Origin of the sequence: Pseudoalteromonas sp. S1610 (assembly GCF_005887465.1) — a bacterium.
Classification (GTDB): Bacteria; Pseudomonadota; Gammaproteobacteria; order Enterobacterales; family Alteromonadaceae; genus Pseudoalteromonas; species Pseudoalteromonas undina.
The window spans coordinates 1-21,321 of record NZ_PNDI01000048.1 but is presented as its reverse complement, the minus strand read 5'-3'; the positions used below and the strand labels follow the sequence as shown (position 1 = coordinate 21,321).

Here is a 21,321-nt window from a genome sequence, read left to right as displayed (position 1 = left end):
AATTCACTTTTAAAATGGGTCTTGTTAATCTTGGTACAACAATACGTTATATAAAAAAGAGCCTTCATGAAAAAGCTACTTGCCTTATCAATTTTAGCTGCCTGTTCAGCACCAGCATTTGCCGACGTTAACTACGCTTTAAATATCTCTCAGCCAGAGCATCATTTAGGTGATGTAAATGTAGAGTTTCCTAAAACGGCGCAATCATATTTAGATGTAAAATTGCCAGCATGGCGTACTGGTCGCTATGAAATTTTAAACCTTGCCAATGGCGTTCGCTATTTTAAAGCCAGCGACGATGAAGGTAATGCATTAAAGTGGGAAAAAATAGACCACAGCACATGGCGTGTTCATTTAAACGAGCCGACTCAAGTTAATGTTGATTACCAAGTGTATGCCAATGAGTTAGGTAAGCGCGCTCGCCATATTGACGATAGCCATGCGTTTGTTGATGCATCAGGCTTTTTTATGTTTAGCGAGTCATTTCGCCAAGAGCCAGTTACGGTTGAATTAAACGTACCTAAAGCATGGCGCTCTGTGTCGGGTATGGAAAACTATAAAAATAAACACAGCTTTAAAGCCAGTGACTACGACGTGCTAGTTGATTCTCCAATAGAAACCGGTGTTAACGAACTGCGTACTTTTGAGGTTGATGGCCGTGAGTATGAGCTAGTGGTGTGGGGCGAAGGTAATTACGATATAGAACTGATGCTAACCGATCTGAAAAAGCTAGTGGCAACGGGCAATGTAATTTGGGACAGCTACCCGTATGAGCGTTATGTATTTATGGTGCATGCTACATCGGGCGCGGGCGGTGCAACCGAACACTTAAACTCAACTATTATTCAACGCCCACGTGATCGCTTTGCTAAACGTGAAGACTATTTAGCTTTTATCAGTACAGCGGCACATGAATTTATTCATACTTGGAATGTAAAAGCATACCGTCCTAAAGGGCTTGCGCCATATGACTACACTAATATTAATTATTCAAAATTGCTGTGGATTGCTGAAGGGTCTACCAGCTATTTCGAAGATCATTTATTAGTGCGTTCGGGTATTCAAACCACCGATGAATATTTTAAGAACTTTAGTAAAACCATTAATCGCCACCTCACAACACCGGGACGTGAAGTGCAAAGTGCAAGTGAAACCAGCTTTGATAAATGGATAAATCAAGGTGGCGATCATGCACGTAATTACGGCACTAATATTTATCTTGAAGGCTCGTTATTGTCGATGGCGTTAGATATCGACCTACTTGAAAAAAGCCAAGGTAAAATAAGCTATAAAGACGTACACAACGAGCTTTATAAGCAACATAAGCTACCTGCGGGTTTTACTGAACAAGACGTATTAGCTATTTTAAAACAACTATCAGGACGTGATTACAGCGCTTGGTGGCAAGAAAATGTTAGCACACCAGCCAGCCTAGATTTTGATGAATTACTGGCAAAAGTTGGTTTAAGCTTTGAGCTGCCTGAAAAAGCCAAGGCCACACCAAGCTTAGATGCCTTTACTAAAAATACTGGTGAGTTACTTACACTTACCCATGTACGTCGCGATGGCGCAGCATGGCAAGGTGGCTTAACTACCGACGATAAACTCGTCGCTATTAACAAAAAGCATGTAGGGAAAAACTTAACCGCGAGCCTAGAAACCTTTAAAGCAGGAGACAAGGTAACTGTTGATTTTATTCGCCGTGATGCATTAATGTCGACTGAGCTTGTGTTGTCTGAAGATTTCGACAAACCTAAAAAAGTAGTCGCTAATAAAAATGCTACTGCTGAGCAAAAAGCGCTGTTTAAAGCATGGATGGGCGTAGCGCATCCAAATGATGTGAAAAAAGACGACTAACATCGTATATCATATTGTTTAAAAAGGAGCTTAGGGTCACAAACCCTTAGGCTCCTTTTTTGTTTATTGGGCGCTATATTGTAACAATTTATCTCAGCGCAGTTGACCTGACTCATACTTAATGAGTAATCTGCTGGTTCAATAATAAAAGGGATTCTATAATGCGTTTAAAACCTCTTGTTGCCACGTTGGTAGCAACCTGTTCACTGGCTCTTTCTTCTACGGCTCATGCCGATGAAGGCATGTGGCAACCTCATCAACTACCAGAGCTTGAGTCAATTTTAAAAGCCAAAGGGCTTGAAATTAGCGTTGATTCAATTTCAAAATTAACCGAATTTCCAATGAATGCGGTTATCAGCTTAGGCGGTTGTACAGCCTCGTTTGTTTCGCCAAAAGGCTTAGTTGTAACTAACCATCACTGTATTTATGGTTCGGTGCAATATAATTCAACGCCTGAAAATAACATTTTAGAAAATGGCTTTTTAGCAAAAACACCGGCTGAAGACCTACCAGCTGCGCCAGGTTCACGTGTGTACGTAACCGAAACAGTGACCAATGTGACCGATAAAGTGATTAGCGGCACTAACGAGCTAAGCGCAAAAGCACGCTATGATGCGTTAGAAAAGAATCAAAAAGCACTCGTTGCACAGTGTGAAGCTGATGCTAGTTACCGTTGTAATGTGTATTCGTTTCATGGTGGTTTAGAGTTTTACCTCATTAAATCACTGGAAATTAAAGATATACGTTTAGCGTATGCACCTGCCATGGGCGTAGGTAAATACGGTGGCGATATCGATAACTGGATGTGGCCGCGCCATACAGGCGATTTTGGTTTTTACCGCGCCTATGTAGGTAAAGATGGCAAGCCAGCAGAGTACAGCGAAGATAACGTACCGTACGTGCCAGAGTCTTACTTAAGTGTAAGTGCTAAAGGCGTGCAAGAGGGCGACTTTGTTATGGTAACTGGCTATCCAGGGCGTACCAATCGTTACCGTATTGCCGCAGAGGTTGATTACGTATTTAACGACAGTTACCCTAAAGCGCGCATGCACAATACTAAATACGTGTCACTAATTGAAGAAAACTCAGAAGATGGCAGCAAAGCCCGTATTGCTTACGAAAGCACCATAGCAGGTTACAACAACTACATTAAAAACTATGGTTCGATGATTGAAAGCTTCAAAAAAGGCACCATGTTTGAGCGTAAAAAACAGTTTGAACAAGAGCTTACAAGCTGGATAAACAGCGATAGCGAGCGTAAACAGCGCTACGGGAATGTGCTTAATGAGTTATCGGCATTAGTAGCACAATCGCAAGAGCACAGTGAGCGCGACCGTATGGTAGGCTATGTTCATCGCTCACAAATGATCAGCACGGCACGTCGTTTATACCGCTTAGCGGTTGAAAAACAAAAGCCAAATAGTGAGCGCGAATCAGGTTACCAAGAACGCGATTTACCGCGGATTAAATCTTCTCTTGAGCGTATGTCACGTCGCTTTGATGCCAATGTAGATAAAGCTATATTACTGCACTTTTTAGAGCAATATGCAGCATTACCTAAAGCAGAGCGATTTAGTGAAATTGATAAAGCTTTTGCTTTAGAAAACGGTTTTGATAAAGCAAAACAAAGTGCATTGTTAGATGAAATGTATGCCAAATCAAGATTAGATAACGAAATTGTACGTAATTCATTATTTGAACAAACACTAAGTCAGCTTAACCAAAGCCAAGACCCATTCATGCAATATGCAAAAGCTATATTTGCTGTGATGAAAGCCGAGGAAGATAAGTCAAAAGCCCTGGCAGGTAAGTTACAAGCTGCTCGCCCAGAGTTAATGAGTGCAATTATTGCCTTTAACAAAGCGCAAAACAAACCGGTTTACGCCGATGCAAACAGCACATTACGTGTAACTTACGGCACGGTAGGCGGTTATTCTCCGCAAGATGGATTAGTGGCTACGCCGTTTACTTCACTTGAAGGCTTATTGGCTAAAAACACCGATGTTGACCCATTTAATGCGCCTAAAAAGCTGCAAGAGCAAATTAAAGCGAAGCTTTATGGTGATTACACTGGTGGCATGAATACTGTTCCAGTTAACTTTTTATCAAATGTAGACACGACAGGTGGTAACTCAGGTTCGCCAACGCTTAACGGCAATGCTGAGCTGGTGGGTCTACTGTTTGACGGTGTGTACGAAAGCATTATTGGTGATTGGGATTACAACCCTGAACTAAATCGCTCAATTCATGTAGATTCACGCTACATGCTGTGGGTAATGGATAAAGTAGATAACGCCCAAAACTTATTAGACGAAATGAAAATCGTAAAATAAGTAGCAGTTAAAATAACAAAAGGCGCTTACCTTAATTGGAAGCGCCTTTTTTGTTTAAACATGTTTGGATTAATTTAACTTAGGGTACGGGTTACGAGGTTCGGGCTTCGGGGGGGTAATATTTGACTTTTCACTGGCGCGTTTAAGACTGTGTGATGGTTTTTGTTTCTCATTTTTTACTCATTCACTTCTCTTTGTGTAATAAGGTTTTTAAGTAATTTATTTACCATGAGGGTGCAGAGACGCTGCGCTTTTGTAGGAGCAGGGTGTTTTTAAAATTAAACTTTTTTATAATGGTAACTACGTAAGTTTAATTTATTAAATACCAACCAGCATAATTTTACCTTGTGCCATGCCCTCAAGCTGGCAGCTAAAATCAATACGCTTTTCAGCAGGTGTTTTATACAGCAAAGTGAGCTTACGAAAAGGCGTGGTAATCACTTTGACCGTTTTGATTTGTAAACTAACGCGTGTTCGTTTGTCTAAAAAGGCAAAAGCCGTTTCCGTTAACGCTTTTTTACATGCGCTTAATGCTGTATTCGTCACAACGCCTGACAATATAGAGTTACTAATATCTTCAGCCGACAAGCTGCTATAGCCACTTGCCATTACGCACGCGGCATAAATATCAAGTATGGCAATGGCACGTACTTTTTGACTTTTTGGATCCTCATAAACAGCCATGACACAGGGGACTTTAGACTCATCGAATACCTGCGGTTGAATTGTGTTTACGATTAAAGACTGACTTATATGTTTATGAAACAAACGTTCTAATTGCGACAGTTTTGGTAACGCTAAATCATCATTTAATTCAATTTCATCAGGAATGACTTCGTTATTTTCTACAAGTTGCACCAGAGGTAATAATTTATCGTGAAGTTGTTCATCGGTAAAAGGTTTTGATAGAACAAAAGATGCGCCAAAGTTAATGGCTTCTTCAATTTGAGACTTTTCATCAACCGTGGTTAGCATCGCGACTATTATATTAAGTTGCCTTTGCTTTATTGCACGTAATAGCGTAACTCCACACATATCAGGCATATGCCAGTCTGTAAGCACAATATCGGGGTGCCAACTACCAATCAGCGTTAACGCAGATTTAGCATTGTTGGCTTTTTCTATTAATAACTTCCGATAGCCAAACTTTTCCAACCCTCGGCGTACTATTTCAAGTGTTGCATGGCTATCATCCACGATAAGTATTTTCACACAGGTAACTTTTTTTTTAATGTTGTTGTTATTATGGCAGATTTTTTTCACAGCGCTAAACTCTAGTAAATAAACACTTAATTTAAGATAACTAAATAATGCCATATGCCGTATTTCCGCCAGAGGTTTATCATTATATTGCTATAAATTTTGGGCTACTTATTTTAGCCGCGTGGTTTTATATTCTTTTACTGATACTCAGAGAGTTTAGGGCATTTGCACTTAGCATGGTTAAAAGTAACGGCACAATGGATGATGCGACGTTAGCTATGTGCAGAGAGTCTGTTGAAAACGCTATGAGCTATGTTAACGATAATCGAAAAACTATCGCTGAGTTAATCAGTGTACAAATGCTATTACAACAGCAATTGACTGAGGTTACTTCATCAACCAAAGATCATGTTACCGAAAAAGAACAACAGCTAATCGATGATCTCAATAAAAAATTAAAACGCTCGCATAAGCTAATTCGCAAACTTAAAGGGGATTTGGATAAAAGTGTTGAAAAATTAAAAGTTACCCGTCAAAAACTCTATGCACAATATGATGCAGTGACTGTGCTTCAAGAAGAAATAGACCAGTTACAAGCAGATTACGAAGCGCTTAAAACCGCAAGCGAGAATAGTGATAAAACATCAAACGCAGATGCATCCTCAACGCCCGATCAAACAAGATTACTTAACACTTTAAACGAATACAAAAGGCAAATTGCAGAGCAAGACCAACTGCTACAGCAATTGCAGTTACAAACTGACGGGCCAGAAAGTAGTGAGGAATTAGATACTCTAAAGCAAGAGCTAGAGAAAACCCAGTACGCACTGAAACACCTTACAAAAGAAAAAAAATTCATTGAAGGGCGCTATTTAGAAATGATGAAAAATAGCCAAAAACCAAGCTAGCCTTCAGTCCATTTCATTTAGTTTGAGCTAGAATGCGTTATGGTTATGTTTTCTCGCTTCCTGCTTATTTAGTTATCTTTGTAAAATTAGATTTTGAAATCATTGATTTACAAAGAGGGCGAAGAGACGCTGCGCTTTTAGAGGAAGATATAAAACAAAGCTGTTTTTAGTTAGTCACTGCCATGTAGTGCCACGTTATCTTTCCTGAGTATGTAAGGTGACAGCCTGATACGGTTAATATTACGCCTAAACCGTATTCGTTAAGAGTCAGAATATACATTATCAATGTAAACACGACTGCCGAATACAATAAGAATATAGCCCAAAATAATTTTGAGCTGATAAGTTTCAATCTCGTCTTGCAACTGGCACATTTAAAGTAAAACGGAAATACAGATAAAGAAAAGCTGAAAACATCTAATTTATGTTCACAGCGAGGGCATTGACTCATAAATTTCCATGTTATTCATTTTCTAATTTACTTGATTTAACAACATCTTCGCCAGCTTCTATGTATAGAAAGCTTTTATCGATCTTATTTTTTCTTTGCATACTTTCCATAAAGTGTAGTGGTGCAATTTCGGTTTTAAATGTGCCCCAAAATACGAAATCTAGTTTACTTAGTATTGTACAAAAACTCTCTAGTACGGGATTATCTGGAAATTCATATGGCCCAGACGAAAACTTAACGTTAGATTTGTACCTAATATAAAAATAACTGTTATTTACTCTCGAACCTACCTTTGGATGCTTATACAATTTGATTGAATAGTCACCTAGAATCTCTAGAACGGACTGTTCTTCTATTAATAGCGTTATCTCGTTTTCACTAATCCATTTTACGACATTCATAAGATCATATCTTGTATTAAGCTTTGTTCAGATGTGAGCAACGGAATACCGATGCCACCGCATACAACCTTAAAACACTAAACGCAACGCATGACAAAACAGCCACGCGTTGCGAATCACTCTTAAACAGTTTGTTATGCCTATTTTTTGTCGGTAATCGCTGCAATACCACGCATAGTAAATCGACGAGAAAATAAAGGAGATTTGTAGAGCGCTTTAGTTGCTTTCTCAGCACTCTCAATTAGTTCCTCGATAGCTTCAGCAAGCCCATCGTCTAAATATGCAATTGACTTTTCATTTGCTGTAAAAGGCAAATCAGGATTAATTGTCTCGCATTCAATATGTGGGTGTTCAATTTCTTTTAGGTAGTCGTAGAAGACTTGTTTTGGAACTACAAGCCCATATTCACGCCATGCGTATTTTTTACCCCAGTAGTAACCGTCTTCATCATCATGCTTTACACGCTCATCATTTTTACCTTTATTGATTGCATGCTTACCTTTAGATTCTTCTTTAGCAAACAACAGGCTAATTATTGGGTTAACTTCTGTATTCTTTGATAATGCGGATAAATCTACAATACGGTTGTCTTCTTCGTCTACAAAGTAACCAATATTGTAACGCTGTCCCTCTTCTACTTCAGGAGCCCCATTAGCAATAAACTTGTATACAGTTGGTGTCGTTGCTGGAGTAAAAGAATGAAGGAATTTACCGCCGCCAATCGCTTCAATTCTATAGTTTGAAACGATCAAGTCATGTATTGTGTTTAGATCACGAGATTTCATAAGTGCGCTGTCCCTGTAAAACTATATGCACACATTATATGGGGACTAATTAAGAGTTCTCAAGCGTCGATAGGAATAACATTTTAGTATTTATGCGACACGCTATTTGTGTTGCAGTTTTGCTTGTTGGACTAAGGCGCTACCTGCTCGGTGTATCAGAGTTGGTGTTGTTTATGCTATGGACTTTTATATAAAAGAAAGGCTTTTTATGACCTAAGCTAAATCAGCTAATTAATCAGCTTACCTATTATAATTAAGCTTTCCCTGCATTGCTCAGCGTTTATTATCTATCTCGTTTGCTTGTTTGCGTTACTTTAAATAGCTAACAACTTCGTGCTGTTTACCGTTTTTAGCTTAAGTTTATTTCCTTCAACATTCTTTAGTATATTTCATGTGCACTTTGTAACCATTAAATGCTACGTTAGATGTAACTATATTGAAGGAATAAATTATGAAACTTGAGTCTTTAGCGTTGCACCATGGTTATGAATCTGAAGCCACCACAAAGTCGGCGGCGGTGCCGATTTATAACACCTCTTCGTACACCTTTGATAATACCCAGCATGGCGCTGATTTATTTGATTTAAAAGTGCCTGGTAATATTTATACCCGCATAATGAACCCAACCAATGCGGTGCTTGAGCAGCGTATTGCCGCGATGGAAGGCGGTATTGGTGCGCTGGCTGTGGCCTCGGGTATGGCGGCGATTACCTATGCGATTCAATGTTTATGTGAAGTGGGCACTAATATTGTAAGCACCAGCCAAGTGTATGGTGGCACTTATAACTTATTTGCCCACAGCTTGCCGCGCCAAGGTATAGAGGCGCGAATGATTAAAGCCGATGATTTTGACGGTTTTGAAAACGCCATTGATGAAAACACCCGTGCAGTTTTTTGTGAGTCAATTGGTAACCCTGCAGGAAATATAGTTGATATTGCTCGCCTTGCGAAAATTGCCCACAGCAAAGGGGTGCCTTTAATTGTAGATAACACCGTGGCTACGCCGTATCTGTGTCGTCCATTTGAGTTAGGTGCCGATATTGTGGTGCACTCGCTCACTAAATACATTAACGGCCATGGAACCGCGATTGGCGGTATGATTGTTGATTCGGGCAAGTTTGATTGGAAAGCCAATGCGACTCGTTTTGCGATGATGAATGAGCCTGATCCGTCGTACCATAATGTAGTGTATACCGATGCGTTTGCTGAGGCGGCGTTTATTGGTCGTTGCCGTGTTGTACCCCTTAGAAACACCGGTGCGGCGCTTGCGCCTAAAAACGCCTCTGATATTTTAATTGGCCTTGAAACGTTAGGGCTAAGAATGGATCGTCACTGCGAAAACGCGCAAAAAATTGCTGAATATTTAGAGAGCCATCCTAAGGTGCTTTGGGTTAATTACGCGGGATTAAAATCAAGCCCATATAACGAAATGAGCCAAAAAATTACCAATGGTAAAGCGTCAGGTATTTTAAGTTTTGGTATTGCCGGTGGCTTAGAGGCTGGTACGCGGTTTATTGATTCCCTAAACATGATTTTACGCTTGGTAAATATTGGCGATGCTAAATCGCTGGCTTGCCACCCAGCATCTACTACTCACCGACAATTAAATGATGAAGAGCTGGCCAATGCTGGCGTTAGCCGCGATTTAATTCGTTTATCGGTGGGTATTGAAAACATTGACGATATTATTGCCGATGTAAGCCAAGCGCTTGATAAGGCCTAAATCGTACGGTAAATACCTCAAACTTTTTGAGGTATTTATTCTTGTAATCAAAAAGGAGTACCGTTACATGAAGTTATTAATTTTTCTCGGTTCGGTTAGAAAAAGTACCCCACCTAAGCCTGCCCGTTTAGGGGAGAGAGTAGCAAAAGCATGTGAGCGTTGTTTGCTTGAGCACTATTCTGAGCATGAAATAGAGCTTATTGATCCGCTCGATTACGATTTAGACCCTGTGTTTAAACCGCACTTTGCCTATACGCAGGCTGAGGTACCTAAACAGCTAGCTGATTTAGCTGCAAAAATTAAAGCATGTGATGGCTTTGTTATGGTAAGCCCTGAATATAATCATTCTATGAGTCCGGCACTCGCTAATTTGCTAAACCATTTTGGTAGTTCTTTATTTGGCTATAAACCCAGCGCGATTGTGACCTATTCTGCAGGGCAGTGGGGCGGCGTGCGCGCTGCTGTTGGCATGCGCAGCTTTTTAAGTGAACTGGGTTGTTTGCCGGTATCAGCAATGATCCATGTACCAAAAGCACAGGATGTGTTTATTGAAAGTGGTGAAGCAAACAATGCGGCAGAGCAAACATCGTGGGATAGCTATTTTTCGCGCACCTTTAATCAATTAATGTGGTGGGCTGAGGGCGCAAGCAAACAACGTGAAGCGTTAGATCCTAAGCAATTAAGCAAAGATTTTAAACGTGACCCATCACAGCGTAATGCGCCTTAACGGTTAAAAATTTAAGCTAGTCTTTTTTGGCATCTTCACGAGGGGAGGCCAATATTGCTTCTTTTTGTTCGTCAGTTAAAATAATCCAGTCGAATATTTCGTCGCTGGTGCGACCGCACCCAGTACAGTAGCCCTTCATTCTATAACATTCACCGATACAGTCTGTTTTTAAATGAGTGGATTGTTTACTGGGTGTTTGGCGCATACATTCTCTCGTCATTATTTAGTGGCGACGGGCTTTCCTACTTCTAAAGAGGTCGACCAAGTTTTAATTTTTGATAACGTTTTGCTGGTATAAACAGAAATAACCGGCGACTTATCATCAAGTACAAAGGTAGTACGCAGCGACGTTTCTGACTCTTTTTGTGTTTCTAACCAGTTGTTTTTTTTAGTTAAACATTGGCGAGTGAGTTCAACTGCTTGTTGATGCATAGCTACCGCCTGCTGTTGATCTTTGTAGCTTTCTTGGCATTGATAGGTCACAGTTTGATTGTTAAAGCTAGTCACTTGGCAGTTATCGCCAAATACGTTGTACTTTGCAGTCCACACATCTAAATATGAGTTTTGTACTTTGGTGTCTTTTAACGCATCAAATCGATTATCGAATTCGGTTATTAAGCCATCCATTTTTTCACAGGGCGTTAAGCTGTCTAATTTGGCTTTTTGCTCGCTGGTTAAACTGCTACATCCAGACAAAATAAGACCAGTGAGTATAAGCGATATATAAGTTTTCATAGTGCGCTATCCTTTTGTAATAGCTATTCCTTGAATATTAGCTAAAGGATACCTAAGGGAGAGAATAAATGCTATTGAGAAGGCTGAATTAAAAAGAAAATTATGGCTTGTTATAACGATGTGCTCCACATAATGGCGCACACAGTAATCGTTGTATTTACTTATGACGACCTTGTAGGCAAGCAACTACATCAGTGAGTTCTAACCCTTGTCGTTGTAATAGTACAACGAGGTGATACAACAAATCGGCCGATTCGTTGGTAAGTTCATTTTTGTCGTGTTTCATTGCCGCAAGTGCCACTTCTACACCTTCTCCACCTACTTTTTGACAGCTACGGCTTAAGTCTTCTGCGAACAGTGACGCAGTGTAGCTTTTAGCGCTTCGCTGTTCATAAAGCCTTGCATTAAAATTACGCCAGATCGGGCATCTTGAACAATGGCAGGGATCATCTCGCTTTTAGCGAAAGCAACTTGAGTTTGTTTTTCTAAGGTTACTTGCATAGTCTTGCTGCCACTTGGTTATCGATTAAAAATTGTTTTAGTTCACCGATGTTTATCACGTTTTTGTGAAAAACACTGGCTGCGAGCGCACCATCCACTTGGCTTTGTTGAAATACATCAACAAAATCTTGCATGCTGCATGCTGCCTGCACCGCCTGAGGCGATTAAAGAAGTATCACACAGCTGGCGTATTTTGCTGAGTTGCTCGTTGTCGTAACCGTTGCGGCTTGACGCATTAGGATCGCCAGTAAGCTAGATAAACTAGATATTCACAGGTTGTTTCGTCAAAAAAGCTGTCAATGCCAACAACTACACACTGCTTGCCAAACTCATCATGTAATTCTTTAATTAGCTCTGGACGCGCAATAGAAGGGCTATTAATACTGATTTTGTCAGCGCCACGTTCAAGCACACGAGCTGCATCAGCCACCGATTTAATACCACCGGCTACACAAAATGGAATATCGATATGGCGGGCAATGTTTTCCACCAAATTGACATCGAGTAGGCGTTTTTCAACACTTGCACTGATCTCGTAAAACACCAGTTCATCAGCACCGGCTTCGCTGTAAGCTTTAGCTAGGGTAAGTACATCGCCAACCACTTCGTGGCCTTTAAATTTAACCCCTTTAACGACTTAGCCGTCTTTTACATCTAAACAAGGAATTATGCGTTTTGATAACATGAGAATGCCTCGTTTTTAAAATTTTGATTTGAAATAAAGCTGTTTTTACATTTATCGTTTGTATGACTAAATAGAAGACACATAGACTGCACTTGATATGTTATTTATTTGATAAATTTGAATAGTTCATTTAATGAATGAATCTTAATGCATTACTATGCAATGAATTCTTAGCCTCACCACATAATAGAACTCCGGCTATATTAATACTTAAAGCTAGAACTTAAAGTGATAATTAATGCCTTAAAAAAGTATTCGCTTCAAAGCTTATTTTAAATTTATAAAATACTAAATTTAAAATGTTTATTTGGAAAAGCGATAACAGTTTCTGCCGGAGTTTTTAGCTTCATAAAGGGCTTGGTCTGCCTGTGTTTTAAGCTTAATGCTGGTTTGAGTTTCTGACGCGCTGGTTGCAATACCAATGCTTATACCTAAGCTGCATTGCTGATCAAAAATAGTAAAGGGGGTGTTAATACTTGTGATAATTCGCTCTGCAATATCCGCTATTGCTTTTTTATCGTTTAACTGAGGAAGAATTGCTGCAAATTCATCTCCCCCAATGCGCGCAATAATATCTTGTTGTCGCAAACAACTTTTGATGCGAATCGCCACCTCTTTAAGAACTTCATCACCTGCACCATGGCCTAATTCATCATTGATGGGTTTAAAGTAATCTAAATCAAGGTACATAAGTACCAAAGGGCAGGAAAGCTGCGTTGCTTTTATGATTTCTAAATCAAGCTGCTCTAAAAAAATACGGCGGTTATAAAGCCCTGTTAAACTGTCAAAATAAGCATAGTTTTCTACTCTGGCTTGATATTTTCTTCTTTTAATTGTGTGGATGGCAAAAGTATAAATAACAAATATCATTAACGTCATAATACCAAGATAAAGAGCGATAATAAGTTTCTTTAAGCTACTAAACTCACTCTCTATTTTAGCCAGCGGGACTTTATTAATTAATGTCCATTCGGGTCTGTTTATTAGGCTATTAGCGATATTATTTGGGAGCAACATGTCGTTTAATAAAGTTAAGTGATCATAAATATAAACATTGTTTTCATTTTCAATAATTCCATTCGCTTGGGTTTGCATGCTTTGCCATATGTGTGGCTGTTGATCTTTAAAACGGTGTTGCGGTCTGTTAGCAAACATAAATGACCATTGCTTATTGGTATCTCCAAATAACCAATAGCTATCTTTATTAAGCAGCATAATATTGCCTGATGAATTTTTTGAGATATTGTCTAATTGGCTAAGTAAGTGAGCTCCTTCAAGGTTGACGATAAGTAGCCCTATTTTAGTTCCTTTGGGTCCCATTAGCACAGAAGCTAAACGTATCATTGGTTTAAAAGGGCGTTCTATCTCACCGTTTTCAAAGTTTAAATCTAATGGGGAAATAAAAATAGCTGACGGGTTCATTTTTATAGCCTGTTTAAAATAGTAACGATGGCTTTTGTCTTGTAGCTGCTCTGCTGAGACTATAGCAACATTGTGCTTGTCTCTATGCACCCTTAATAGTTCCTTACCTGTTAGATCAAGAATTCGAATTTGTGTATAAAAGTTTTTAATAGAAATAAAGTTAGCATAGTCTTGCTCTAGCTGAGCTCTATTGACCGAACTTAAAATGTCATGATCTTTAAAATGATGATTGTTTCTTAAAATCAGCAAGTCACGAGAGGCATGATTAAGTTGTTGTAAAAAAGCTTTTTTTGCTTGTTTTAATTCATTTTTTTCATGTTGTATAACATTATTAATACGTGTTTGTAATTGGCTTTGGTAAAACATATATAAGGCGATATATAACAATACCGCAGAGCAAAAGTAGGCCAATGAACTAGTCAGTTTTGTCGTGTTTTTTTGTGTGTTATGTGATTGGTTTAATGAAAAAGCATATTTAATTACGAATAAATAAATAAGCGAGACACTTAAGCTACTTAAAATTAAGCCGTCAATGAGCATGATTTGCCATTGTTTTAACATGAGAGCATCAAAATTAAAGGCAAACATTATGATTGCTTCAACAGTGAACACAATCATAGCTATTTTTATAATAAGGAACTCAGTTCTGAGCTTTTGGTGAGTTACAAAGTCATTATCGCGAAATAAGTAAAGGGTAGTGACAATCGCTACTAACGCGATAAGGCTGGAATCTAATATTACTGAAAGCCAAACACCGGTAAACTGGGTAACAAATGCGGCTAAAAAAAGCATAATAACAGCTTCACTAAACGCTAAAGATAAAAAGAGGATCAGTAAGCGTTTTATTGGCATGAAAGTATCCGTGGAGTAAGTGTTATTATTGAATTTCAAAACGAAAACATTTTGTAACTATATAATAATTATAAAGGATGAGAATTACTATAAAGTTTATTAAATTAACTGTAGTTTTGACTAAAGTATAATAAGGATCCGGTCAAAGCAGAACATTGTTTAACCGAATCCTACAATTTAGAGCTTAATTACTCGTTTACTGATTTTGTTTAACATTCATAAAAATAGCATATAGCACGGGTATCACGATTAAAGTCAGCAGGGTAGCAAACAGTAATCCAAATACTAAAACCACAGACATTGATTGGAAAAATGCATCAAAATACAGTGGAATAACCCCTAACACCGTGGTCAGTGTGCCCATCATTACCGGTCTTACCCGACTATTTGCCGAATCGATAATGGCATTATATGCAGCTTTACCTTGGCGAATTTCCATGTCCATTTGATCTACTAATACAATGGCATTTTTAATTAACAAACCAGAGAGCGATAGCAATCCTAATATACCCATAAACTCTAGTGGAATTTGTGTGGTTACCAGTCCAAAGACAACACCAATTAAGGCTAATGGCACGACAAGCCAAATAATAATTGGTTGTTTTAAAGCATTAAATAACACAATAACAATCAGCACCATGGCTAAAAAGCCCAGCGGAATAGTTGAGGCCAGCATTTCGTTAGATTCTTTCGATTGTCCGTATTCGCCATCCCATTCAAGTCGATACCCTTGAGGTAGGTCAATGGCTTCTATTTTAGGCCTTACCCGATTAAATAACTCTGAGGCTAGTTCACCTGGTAGTGGATCGGCTTGGGCTTTTATAGTCCATTCGCGGTCTTCACGCTTTAAAATACCATCGCGCCAGACGGTTTTAAACCCATTGGTTACTTGCGCAAGGGGCAGTGTTTCACCGGTTATATTGCTTTGCACTTGAATATTTCCAATATCGTTTATGTCTACACGTTCAGCTTGTGGCGCTCTAACAATAATAGGAATGAGCTCTTCACCTTCACGATACTGCCCAACGATTTGCCCCGAAAAATTTTGCTGTAAGGCTTCAGCAACCGCTTTACGCGTTACACCAGCGCGCTGTGCATTAATGGCAGAATACTGTGGCTCAATAACACTAATGCGTTGTCGCCATGTATCTTTAATTGATAGAGCGCCGCCATCATCAATTAATATTCCTTTTGCTTGTGCAGCTAGCTCTCTTAATACATCTGGGTCGGGCCCTTTAAATGTGGCTTCTATTTTAGAGCCCCCACCAGGGCCCATTACAAAGCGCCATGCTTTGCCTTGAGCATCGACAAAGTTATCGTCAATGTAATTTTGTACGGTAGGTAAAAGTTGATCTAGCTTTTTGTAGTCATCGACTTTAGCTAAAATTTGCCCATAAGAACTATTTGGTGACTCACTACCATAAATAAGCATGTAGCGAAGCCCGCCGCCACCAATAAGCGTTTGTATACCTTCAACGCCATTTTGTTGCTTTACAAATTCCTCTAACTTGAGCATATCTTTTTTGGTTTTTTCAATATCAGTACCTTGTGGTAGCCAAAAATCAACCACCATTTGCGGTGTAGTAGAAGCTGGGAAAAAACCTGATTTTACAAATTGAAATCCCCACATAGACACACTAAAAGTGGCAACCACAATGGCAATACTAAGCCAGCGGTGATGCAATGCCGAAACCACAACAGACTGATATAACGCCATGAGTTTATTTGGTTTTGCTGAGCCTGAGGTGTCGCTATCTTGCTCTTTAAACAAGCAATAACAAAATAAGGGGGTTAGGGTAATGGCAAATAACCAGCTGTATAATAGAGAAATTAAAATAACCCAGAATAAATGGCCGGTAAATTCCGCGGTATCACCTGGGGCAAGACCAATAGGCGCAAAGGCAACAATGCCTACCAAGGTACCACCCAGTAGTGGCCATTTAGTTTGCTTGACGACTTCGCTGGCAATGTCTAACTTTTTACGGCCTTTTTGTGTACCAACTAAAATCCCTTCGGTCACAACTATGGCGTTATCAACCATCATTCCTAACGCGATAATCAGCGCTCCAAGAGAAATTCGATGCATGGGTATACCGCTCAAATCCATGGTCGCAAGGGTCGCAAAAATGGTTAGCAGTAATACGGCGCCAATAATAATTCCTGAGCGCAAGCCCATAAATAGCAGCAGGGTAACCATTACGATCACCAGTGCGACTAAAACATTCACTACAAAGTTGTCGACTGAATCTTGTACTACTTTACCTTGGTGGTAAAACTCATGCACTGTGATACCCAGCGGTCTGAGGTTTTCAGTTTGTTTTACTTTGTCATCAACGCGGTCAAATACTTTAACCACATTAGCACCCAATACACTGGCGACCCCAAGTGAAATCGCAGGTTTAGAGTCATAACGGACTAATTTGGTTGCTGGACTTTGAAAGCCACGGTATACATTGGCAATATCTTTAAGATAAATTGTTTTACCTTCACCGCTGGCACTAACCAATAGATTTTTAATGGTATCAACGGAGTTTATTTCTCCGGTAGGGTCGATAAAAATACGTTGATCGCCAATTTGAGTGTTACCAGCGCTCAATACAGCGTTTTGCTCATCTAAAATGCCGTAAATATTATTAATAGACACGCCTAAAGAGGCTAACTCTTCACGAGCTATTTCTACAAATATGCCTTCTTGCTGCACGCCTGTCATAGCAACTTTGGCTACGCCCTCTACTTGTAAAATGTCACTTTGCAAATCTTTAGCGTAGGCATGTAACTCGTCGGGTGAGTACCCTTCGGCGGTTATTAAATAGCTCAAGCCATACACATCACCAAAATCGTCATAAACTTGTGGCGTGCCAGTACCAGGCGGTAATGTTGGACGTGTGTCATTTATTTTGTTTCTGAGCTTAGTCCAAATAACTTGCAACTCAGATTTAGTCGGAGAAAATTCTGATTTAATCTCTACTTTAATTTCAGATAAACCTGTAGATGAGGTGGATGATATAGTATCAACTTCTTGTAGTTCTTGAATTGCACGTTCAAGTGGCTCAGTTACCTCTTTTGCAACTTCTAGTGGGCTTGCACCTGAGTACGAGACAAACATTTGCGCGGTGCGAATTATAAATTCGGGGTCTTCAAACCGCGCCATATTTTTATAGGATGAAAAACCAAACCCTAGCGTTAAAATAATGAGTATGGTGCTAATTAATTTATTATTGATTGTCCATTTTGCTAAATCCATGACCGCGCTCCTATGCTTTAGTCCAAGGACGTACTTTCATACCCTCAGTTACATAGTTTGCACCTGCACCAACAATTACATCGCCAGCACTTAAACCGTCAGTGACAATGAGTTGTTCTCCAATGCCATTTTCAATAGTAACGGGAGTTTTAGAAGCTTGCATAGTTTGAGCGTCAACCGTCCATACAAAGTGTTCACCATTTTGTTCAAAAATAGCAAAGGTTGGCACTAATAAACGAGTGGATGCTGAGTTGGCTTCACGTGTAAGTTTTAAACTGGCATTCATACCTGGCAATATATTAAGGTTATTTGGTACAGCAAATGCAAATCGCACTTCATAAGTTTGACTCGCAGAGTCAGCTTCTAAATTGGCACGTCTAAATGTTGCTGGAATGGGGGGAGTCGATACATCTTGTAAAATAACTGACGCTACATTGTTTTGCTTAGAGTCAACCGTGGCCACAATTGAAGCGGGAATATTTACCACCGCTTCCATTTCGCCTTTACCAAATAAAGTAACAACATGTTGACCCGCGCTTATGTTTTCAAGCTGCTTTACTGGCACCTCAGCAACAATGGCATCGTAAGGCGCTATAATTTTACTGTCAGATAGTGCTTTTTGCGCCGAGTCATATTGTGATTCAGCTACTTCTTTTTTAGATTTTAGTTGCTCTATATCTCGTTGCGAAATAACCCCATCTTTAGCGAGCTTTAAACCACGTTGGTAATCATTGTCGGCGGTTTCAAACTGAATTTTGCTCGACTTAACCTCATTAATAAAGTTTCGTTGTTCCAATACGGCTATTACATCGCCTTTTTTTACGTTTTGTGCGGCAATAACGTTAAGCGTTTCTAGCTTTCCGCTAACTTGAAAAGCAAGCTTTGAGCTATTTATAGTGTCGATAGTGGCGGGGTAGGTGAGCGTTTTTGATTGCGACTCATCACCTATGGTTATTAGTTTAACCGCACGTGGTTCGTTTTGTTTTTGCGTGCTGACTTCACTTTCTGAGCAACCGGCTAATAAAAATAGAAACATGATACTAATCAAATTAAATTGAGTAAAACAAGGTGTTTTGATCATCTGGTTTACCTTAAATAAAAAGTGCGTTGTTAATTGTTGGCATTTTTAAGCAATTAAAAATTATAAAATAGCCAATTGAGTTTGTTTTCAAATTTACCTTAAATGCAATGTATTAAGTAGTAACTACTGACTACTTGAATGAAAGCAGCCGTTAGCTAATGAGTAATAAATAACATTTTAATTTCAACAGTTTATTATTACTTGTACGGTTTTGTATTAATTTGTTTGATTGTGTAGAAAGCACCAAAATTACAACTTAGTACTTGCTCATATAGGCCTAAGTATAATTAACAATCATTTTTTTAAAAGTGTAAGCCTATAAACATAAGTTGTTTATAGATTTAAAACCATAAACTGTATTTTTTATTAATTAAATTGAAATATTAATTGCTTAGCAGCGGTCTTGTAAAAGTCATGTTGGTATCGCTTGATAAAAGCGCTTCAACGTAAGGCATCACTCAGTAATGGTTAGCCATTTATTTACAGACGTAATGTTAACTATGAATAACTCCTAACATAACCATTAAAAAATAATCACACGAGGTCTAATCCTACCATGAGTAAAAAAATCACCTTAATGGCAATAATCACTTTATTTGCTTTAACGATTTTATATTTTACCGGCGCATTTAATCGTGACGTAGTAACTGCACAGCGTTTTGTTAATTTACAGCAAGGCGATAATGCCCATGAGGGGTTTCGTCGTGCACATGCAAAAGGTATTTGTTTAGCTGGCTCTTTTGAGTCAACGGGTGAACTTGCTAAGTATTCGCAAGCTAAGGTATTTGATTTAGGGGCTACCCCTTTTGTAGGTCGCTTTTCTATTGCGGGTAATAATCCAACTGCACCTGATTTAAAAGCACCTGTGCGTAGTTTAGCGTTTTCTATAACGACTGATGATAACCAAGAATGGCGGGTGGCAATGAATACGCCTCCGGTTATGGCCGTAGCTACGCCGGATGCGTTTTTTAAACAACTTCAAGCACTTTCACCCGATCCGGTGACTAAAAAGCGAAGCCCAGAAAAGATTAAAGCGTTTTTTGCAGCGCACCCTGAAAGTGCCGCTTTTAATAACTGGAAGGCAAGCTATACACCAACCAATAGCTTTGCCACTGAGCAGTATCACAGCATTAATGCGTTTTATTTAGTGGATAAAAATGATGAAAAGCACGCAGTACGCTGGATAGCTAAACCGCAATTAAGTGATGAAAACATCCAACCTCTTAATAATGATTCACCAGATGCATTGCAGCTACAACTTAAAGACCAAGTAGCTCAAGCTCCGGTTAAGTTTGATATGCTGTTTAGCTTTGCAACAGAAGAAGATGATGAAAACAACCCAACTGTTTTATGGCCACAATCGCGTAAAACCATAAATGCCGGTACGTTAGTAATAACAAAGCTGCAAGCACAAGAGGGTGGGGTATGTGAAAACATGAATTTTGATCCGTTGGTTTTACCAACAGGTATTGAGCCAAGTGCCGATCCTATTTTACGTGCCCGTGGCGCTGCCTATGCAGAGTCATTTCGTCGTCGTGCTAAAGAAGTACTTTTAAATAATTAATCACAGGAACGAGTCAATGAACACAATTACAAAATACTCCGCGTCGAGTATGCTTATTCACTGGGCAATGGCATTAATTATACTTTCTATGTTATTTCTTGGTTTATCGATGGTACAAAGTTTAGCCGTATGGCAAGTAGAAGCTATACAACTACATAAATCGTTTGGCGTGTTAGCACTGATATTAGTTACAATAAGATTAATTAATAAAGTACTGTATAAAAGCCCTGCATTACCCCAAAGTGTGCCTAAAGCACAGGCTTTAGCGGCACATTTAACCCAAGTGGGCTTATATGCGTCTATGATTTTAATGCCAATTTCAGGCTGGTTAATGCAAAGTGCTGATGAACGTTCTGTGAGCTTTTTTGGTATATTTACTTTGCCTAATTTAGTTAGTAAAAATATTGAGACCTATGCATTTTTTCGTGAAGCACATGGCCTCATTGCTTATGCATTTTTACTGTTTATTTTTATGCATGTAAGCGCTGCACTTTATCATGGTTTAATAAAGCAAGATGGCGTATTGGGTTCTATGTTACCAGGTAAGCATAAATAATTTAGTCAAAGTTAATTAGGGGGTGTTGACCTTTTGAGATTAAATTTGCAGCAGTCTGTTTGGTATTTAGGCAAGGAAGAGCCTAAGTAGTGTGAATATTCCACATAAATAGGCGATAACGCAGCATCAATGCCAAACAGGCGCTGCCCGAAGGGTTCTGCCTAGGGGCGATTTACTCTTTGTTGCTCGGTTTTTACTTAGCCCACTAGGTTACAAACCTCGCGCCGCGATTAAACCGCCCCTAGTTTGAACAAATTTTAATCCGCAAAGGTCAACAGACCCTAGAACCCGAT

14 protein-coding genes and 2 pseudogenes are annotated in these 21,321 nt (G+C 39.3%); 7 read left to right on the top strand and 9 right to left on the bottom strand.

The genetic code is table 11. The annotated features are described in order from the left end of the window. Window positions 1-66: 66 nt before the first annotated feature. Window positions 67-1,857 carry a M61 family metallopeptidase gene (locus CWB77_RS14640; RefSeq protein WP_138623372.1) on the top strand — a complete coding sequence of 597 codons (1,791 nt, stop codon included), beginning with the start codon at window positions 67-69 and terminating at the stop codon, window positions 1,855-1,857. A 161-nt stretch (window positions 1,858-2,018) separates the two neighbouring features. Further along, window positions 2,019-4,190 (top strand): S46 family peptidase, encoded by a 2,172-nt coding sequence (locus tag CWB77_RS14635; RefSeq protein ID WP_138623370.1) that lies wholly within the window; start codon window positions 2,019-2,021, stop codon window positions 4,188-4,190. 318 nt (window positions 4,191-4,508) lie between these two features. Here CWB77_RS14635 and CWB77_RS14630 read toward each other — a convergent pair whose 3' ends face one another. Then, complete coding sequence (locus CWB77_RS14630) at window positions 4,509-5,402, bottom strand: response regulator (RefSeq protein ID WP_138623368.1); 894 nt, start codon at window positions 5,400-5,402, stop codon at window positions 4,509-4,511. 98 nt (window positions 5,403-5,500) lie between these two features. On the opposite strand from CWB77_RS14630, the gene CWB77_RS14625 reads away from it, so the two are divergent. Next, complete coding sequence (locus CWB77_RS14625) at window positions 5,501-6,301, top strand: chromosome partitioning protein ParA (RefSeq protein ID WP_138623366.1); 801 nt, start codon at window positions 5,501-5,503, stop codon at window positions 6,299-6,301. 992 nt (window positions 6,302-7,293) lie between these two features. On the opposite strand, the gene CWB77_RS14615 is transcribed toward CWB77_RS14625, so the two are convergent. Continuing rightward, window positions 7,294-7,938 (bottom strand): hypothetical protein, encoded by a 645-nt coding sequence (locus CWB77_RS14615; protein WP_138623364.1) that lies wholly within the window; start codon window positions 7,936-7,938, stop codon window positions 7,294-7,296. A 451-nt stretch (window positions 7,939-8,389) separates the two neighbouring features. On the opposite strand from CWB77_RS14615, the gene CWB77_RS14610 reads away from it, so the two are divergent. Continuing rightward, the gene (locus tag CWB77_RS14610) at window positions 8,390-9,661 is read left to right on the top strand and encodes an O-acetylhomoserine aminocarboxypropyltransferase/cysteine synthase family protein (RefSeq protein WP_138623362.1); all 1,272 of its coding nucleotides are present in this window, start codon (window positions 8,390-8,392) and stop codon (window positions 9,659-9,661) included. 67 nt (window positions 9,662-9,728) lie between these two features. Further along, the gene (locus CWB77_RS14605; protein ID WP_138623360.1) at window positions 9,729-10,388 is read left to right on the top strand and encodes an NADPH-dependent FMN reductase; all 660 of its coding nucleotides are present in this window, start codon (window positions 9,729-9,731) and stop codon (window positions 10,386-10,388) included. Between the two features lie 16 nt (window positions 10,389-10,404). Here the strand turns inward: CWB77_RS14605 and CWB77_RS14600 are convergent, their stop codons facing one another. The 7 genes and pseudogenes from CWB77_RS14600 to CWB77_RS14570 form a co-directional block, all read right to left on the bottom strand. Further along, window positions 10,405-10,593, bottom strand: coding sequence for a DUF1289 domain-containing protein (locus CWB77_RS14600; protein WP_041709346.1), 189 nt, complete (start codon window positions 10,591-10,593; stop codon window positions 10,405-10,407). Window positions 10,594-10,607: 14 nt separating this feature from the next. Continuing rightward, window positions 10,608-11,123 (bottom strand): hypothetical protein, encoded by a 516-nt coding sequence (locus tag CWB77_RS14595; protein WP_010388878.1) that lies wholly within the window; start codon window positions 11,121-11,123, stop codon window positions 10,608-10,610. A gap of 157 nt (window positions 11,124-11,280) precedes the next feature. After that, a pseudogene (hisE, locus tag CWB77_RS14590) lies at window positions 11,281-11,624 on the bottom strand (phosphoribosyl-ATP diphosphatase). Further along, a pseudogene (hisF, locus tag CWB77_RS14585) lies at window positions 11,615-12,309 on the bottom strand (imidazole glycerol phosphate synthase subunit HisF). The pseudogenes hisE and hisF overlap by 10 nt, the downstream one beginning before the upstream one ends. A gap of 303 nt (window positions 12,310-12,612) precedes the next feature. Next, on the bottom strand, window positions 12,613-14,583 hold the full coding sequence (locus tag CWB77_RS14580; protein WP_138623358.1) for a diguanylate cyclase domain-containing protein: 1,971 nt from the start codon (window positions 14,581-14,583) through the stop codon (window positions 12,613-12,615). A 196-nt stretch (window positions 14,584-14,779) separates the two neighbouring features. Continuing rightward, window positions 14,780-17,827, bottom strand: a complete 3,048-nt coding sequence (locus CWB77_RS14575; RefSeq protein ID WP_138623356.1) for an efflux RND transporter permease subunit — start codon at window positions 17,825-17,827, stop codon at window positions 14,780-14,782. A gap of 10 nt (window positions 17,828-17,837) precedes the next feature. Beyond that, window positions 17,838-18,908 (bottom strand): efflux RND transporter periplasmic adaptor subunit, encoded by a 1,071-nt coding sequence (locus CWB77_RS14570; protein ID WP_138623354.1) that lies wholly within the window; start codon window positions 18,906-18,908, stop codon window positions 17,838-17,840. 556 nt (window positions 18,909-19,464) lie between these two features. On the opposite strand from CWB77_RS14570, the gene CWB77_RS14565 reads away from it, so the two are divergent. Then, window positions 19,465-20,472: a catalase family peroxidase gene (locus CWB77_RS14565; RefSeq protein ID WP_138623352.1), complete on the top strand. Its 1,008-nt coding sequence runs from the start codon at window positions 19,465-19,467 to the stop codon at window positions 20,470-20,472. Window positions 20,473-20,488: 16 nt separating this feature from the next. Continuing rightward, the gene (locus tag CWB77_RS14560; protein ID WP_138623349.1) at window positions 20,489-21,028 is read left to right on the top strand and encodes a cytochrome b; all 540 of its coding nucleotides are present in this window, start codon (window positions 20,489-20,491) and stop codon (window positions 21,026-21,028) included. The last annotated feature ends 293 nt before the right edge of the window (window positions 21,029-21,321 follow it).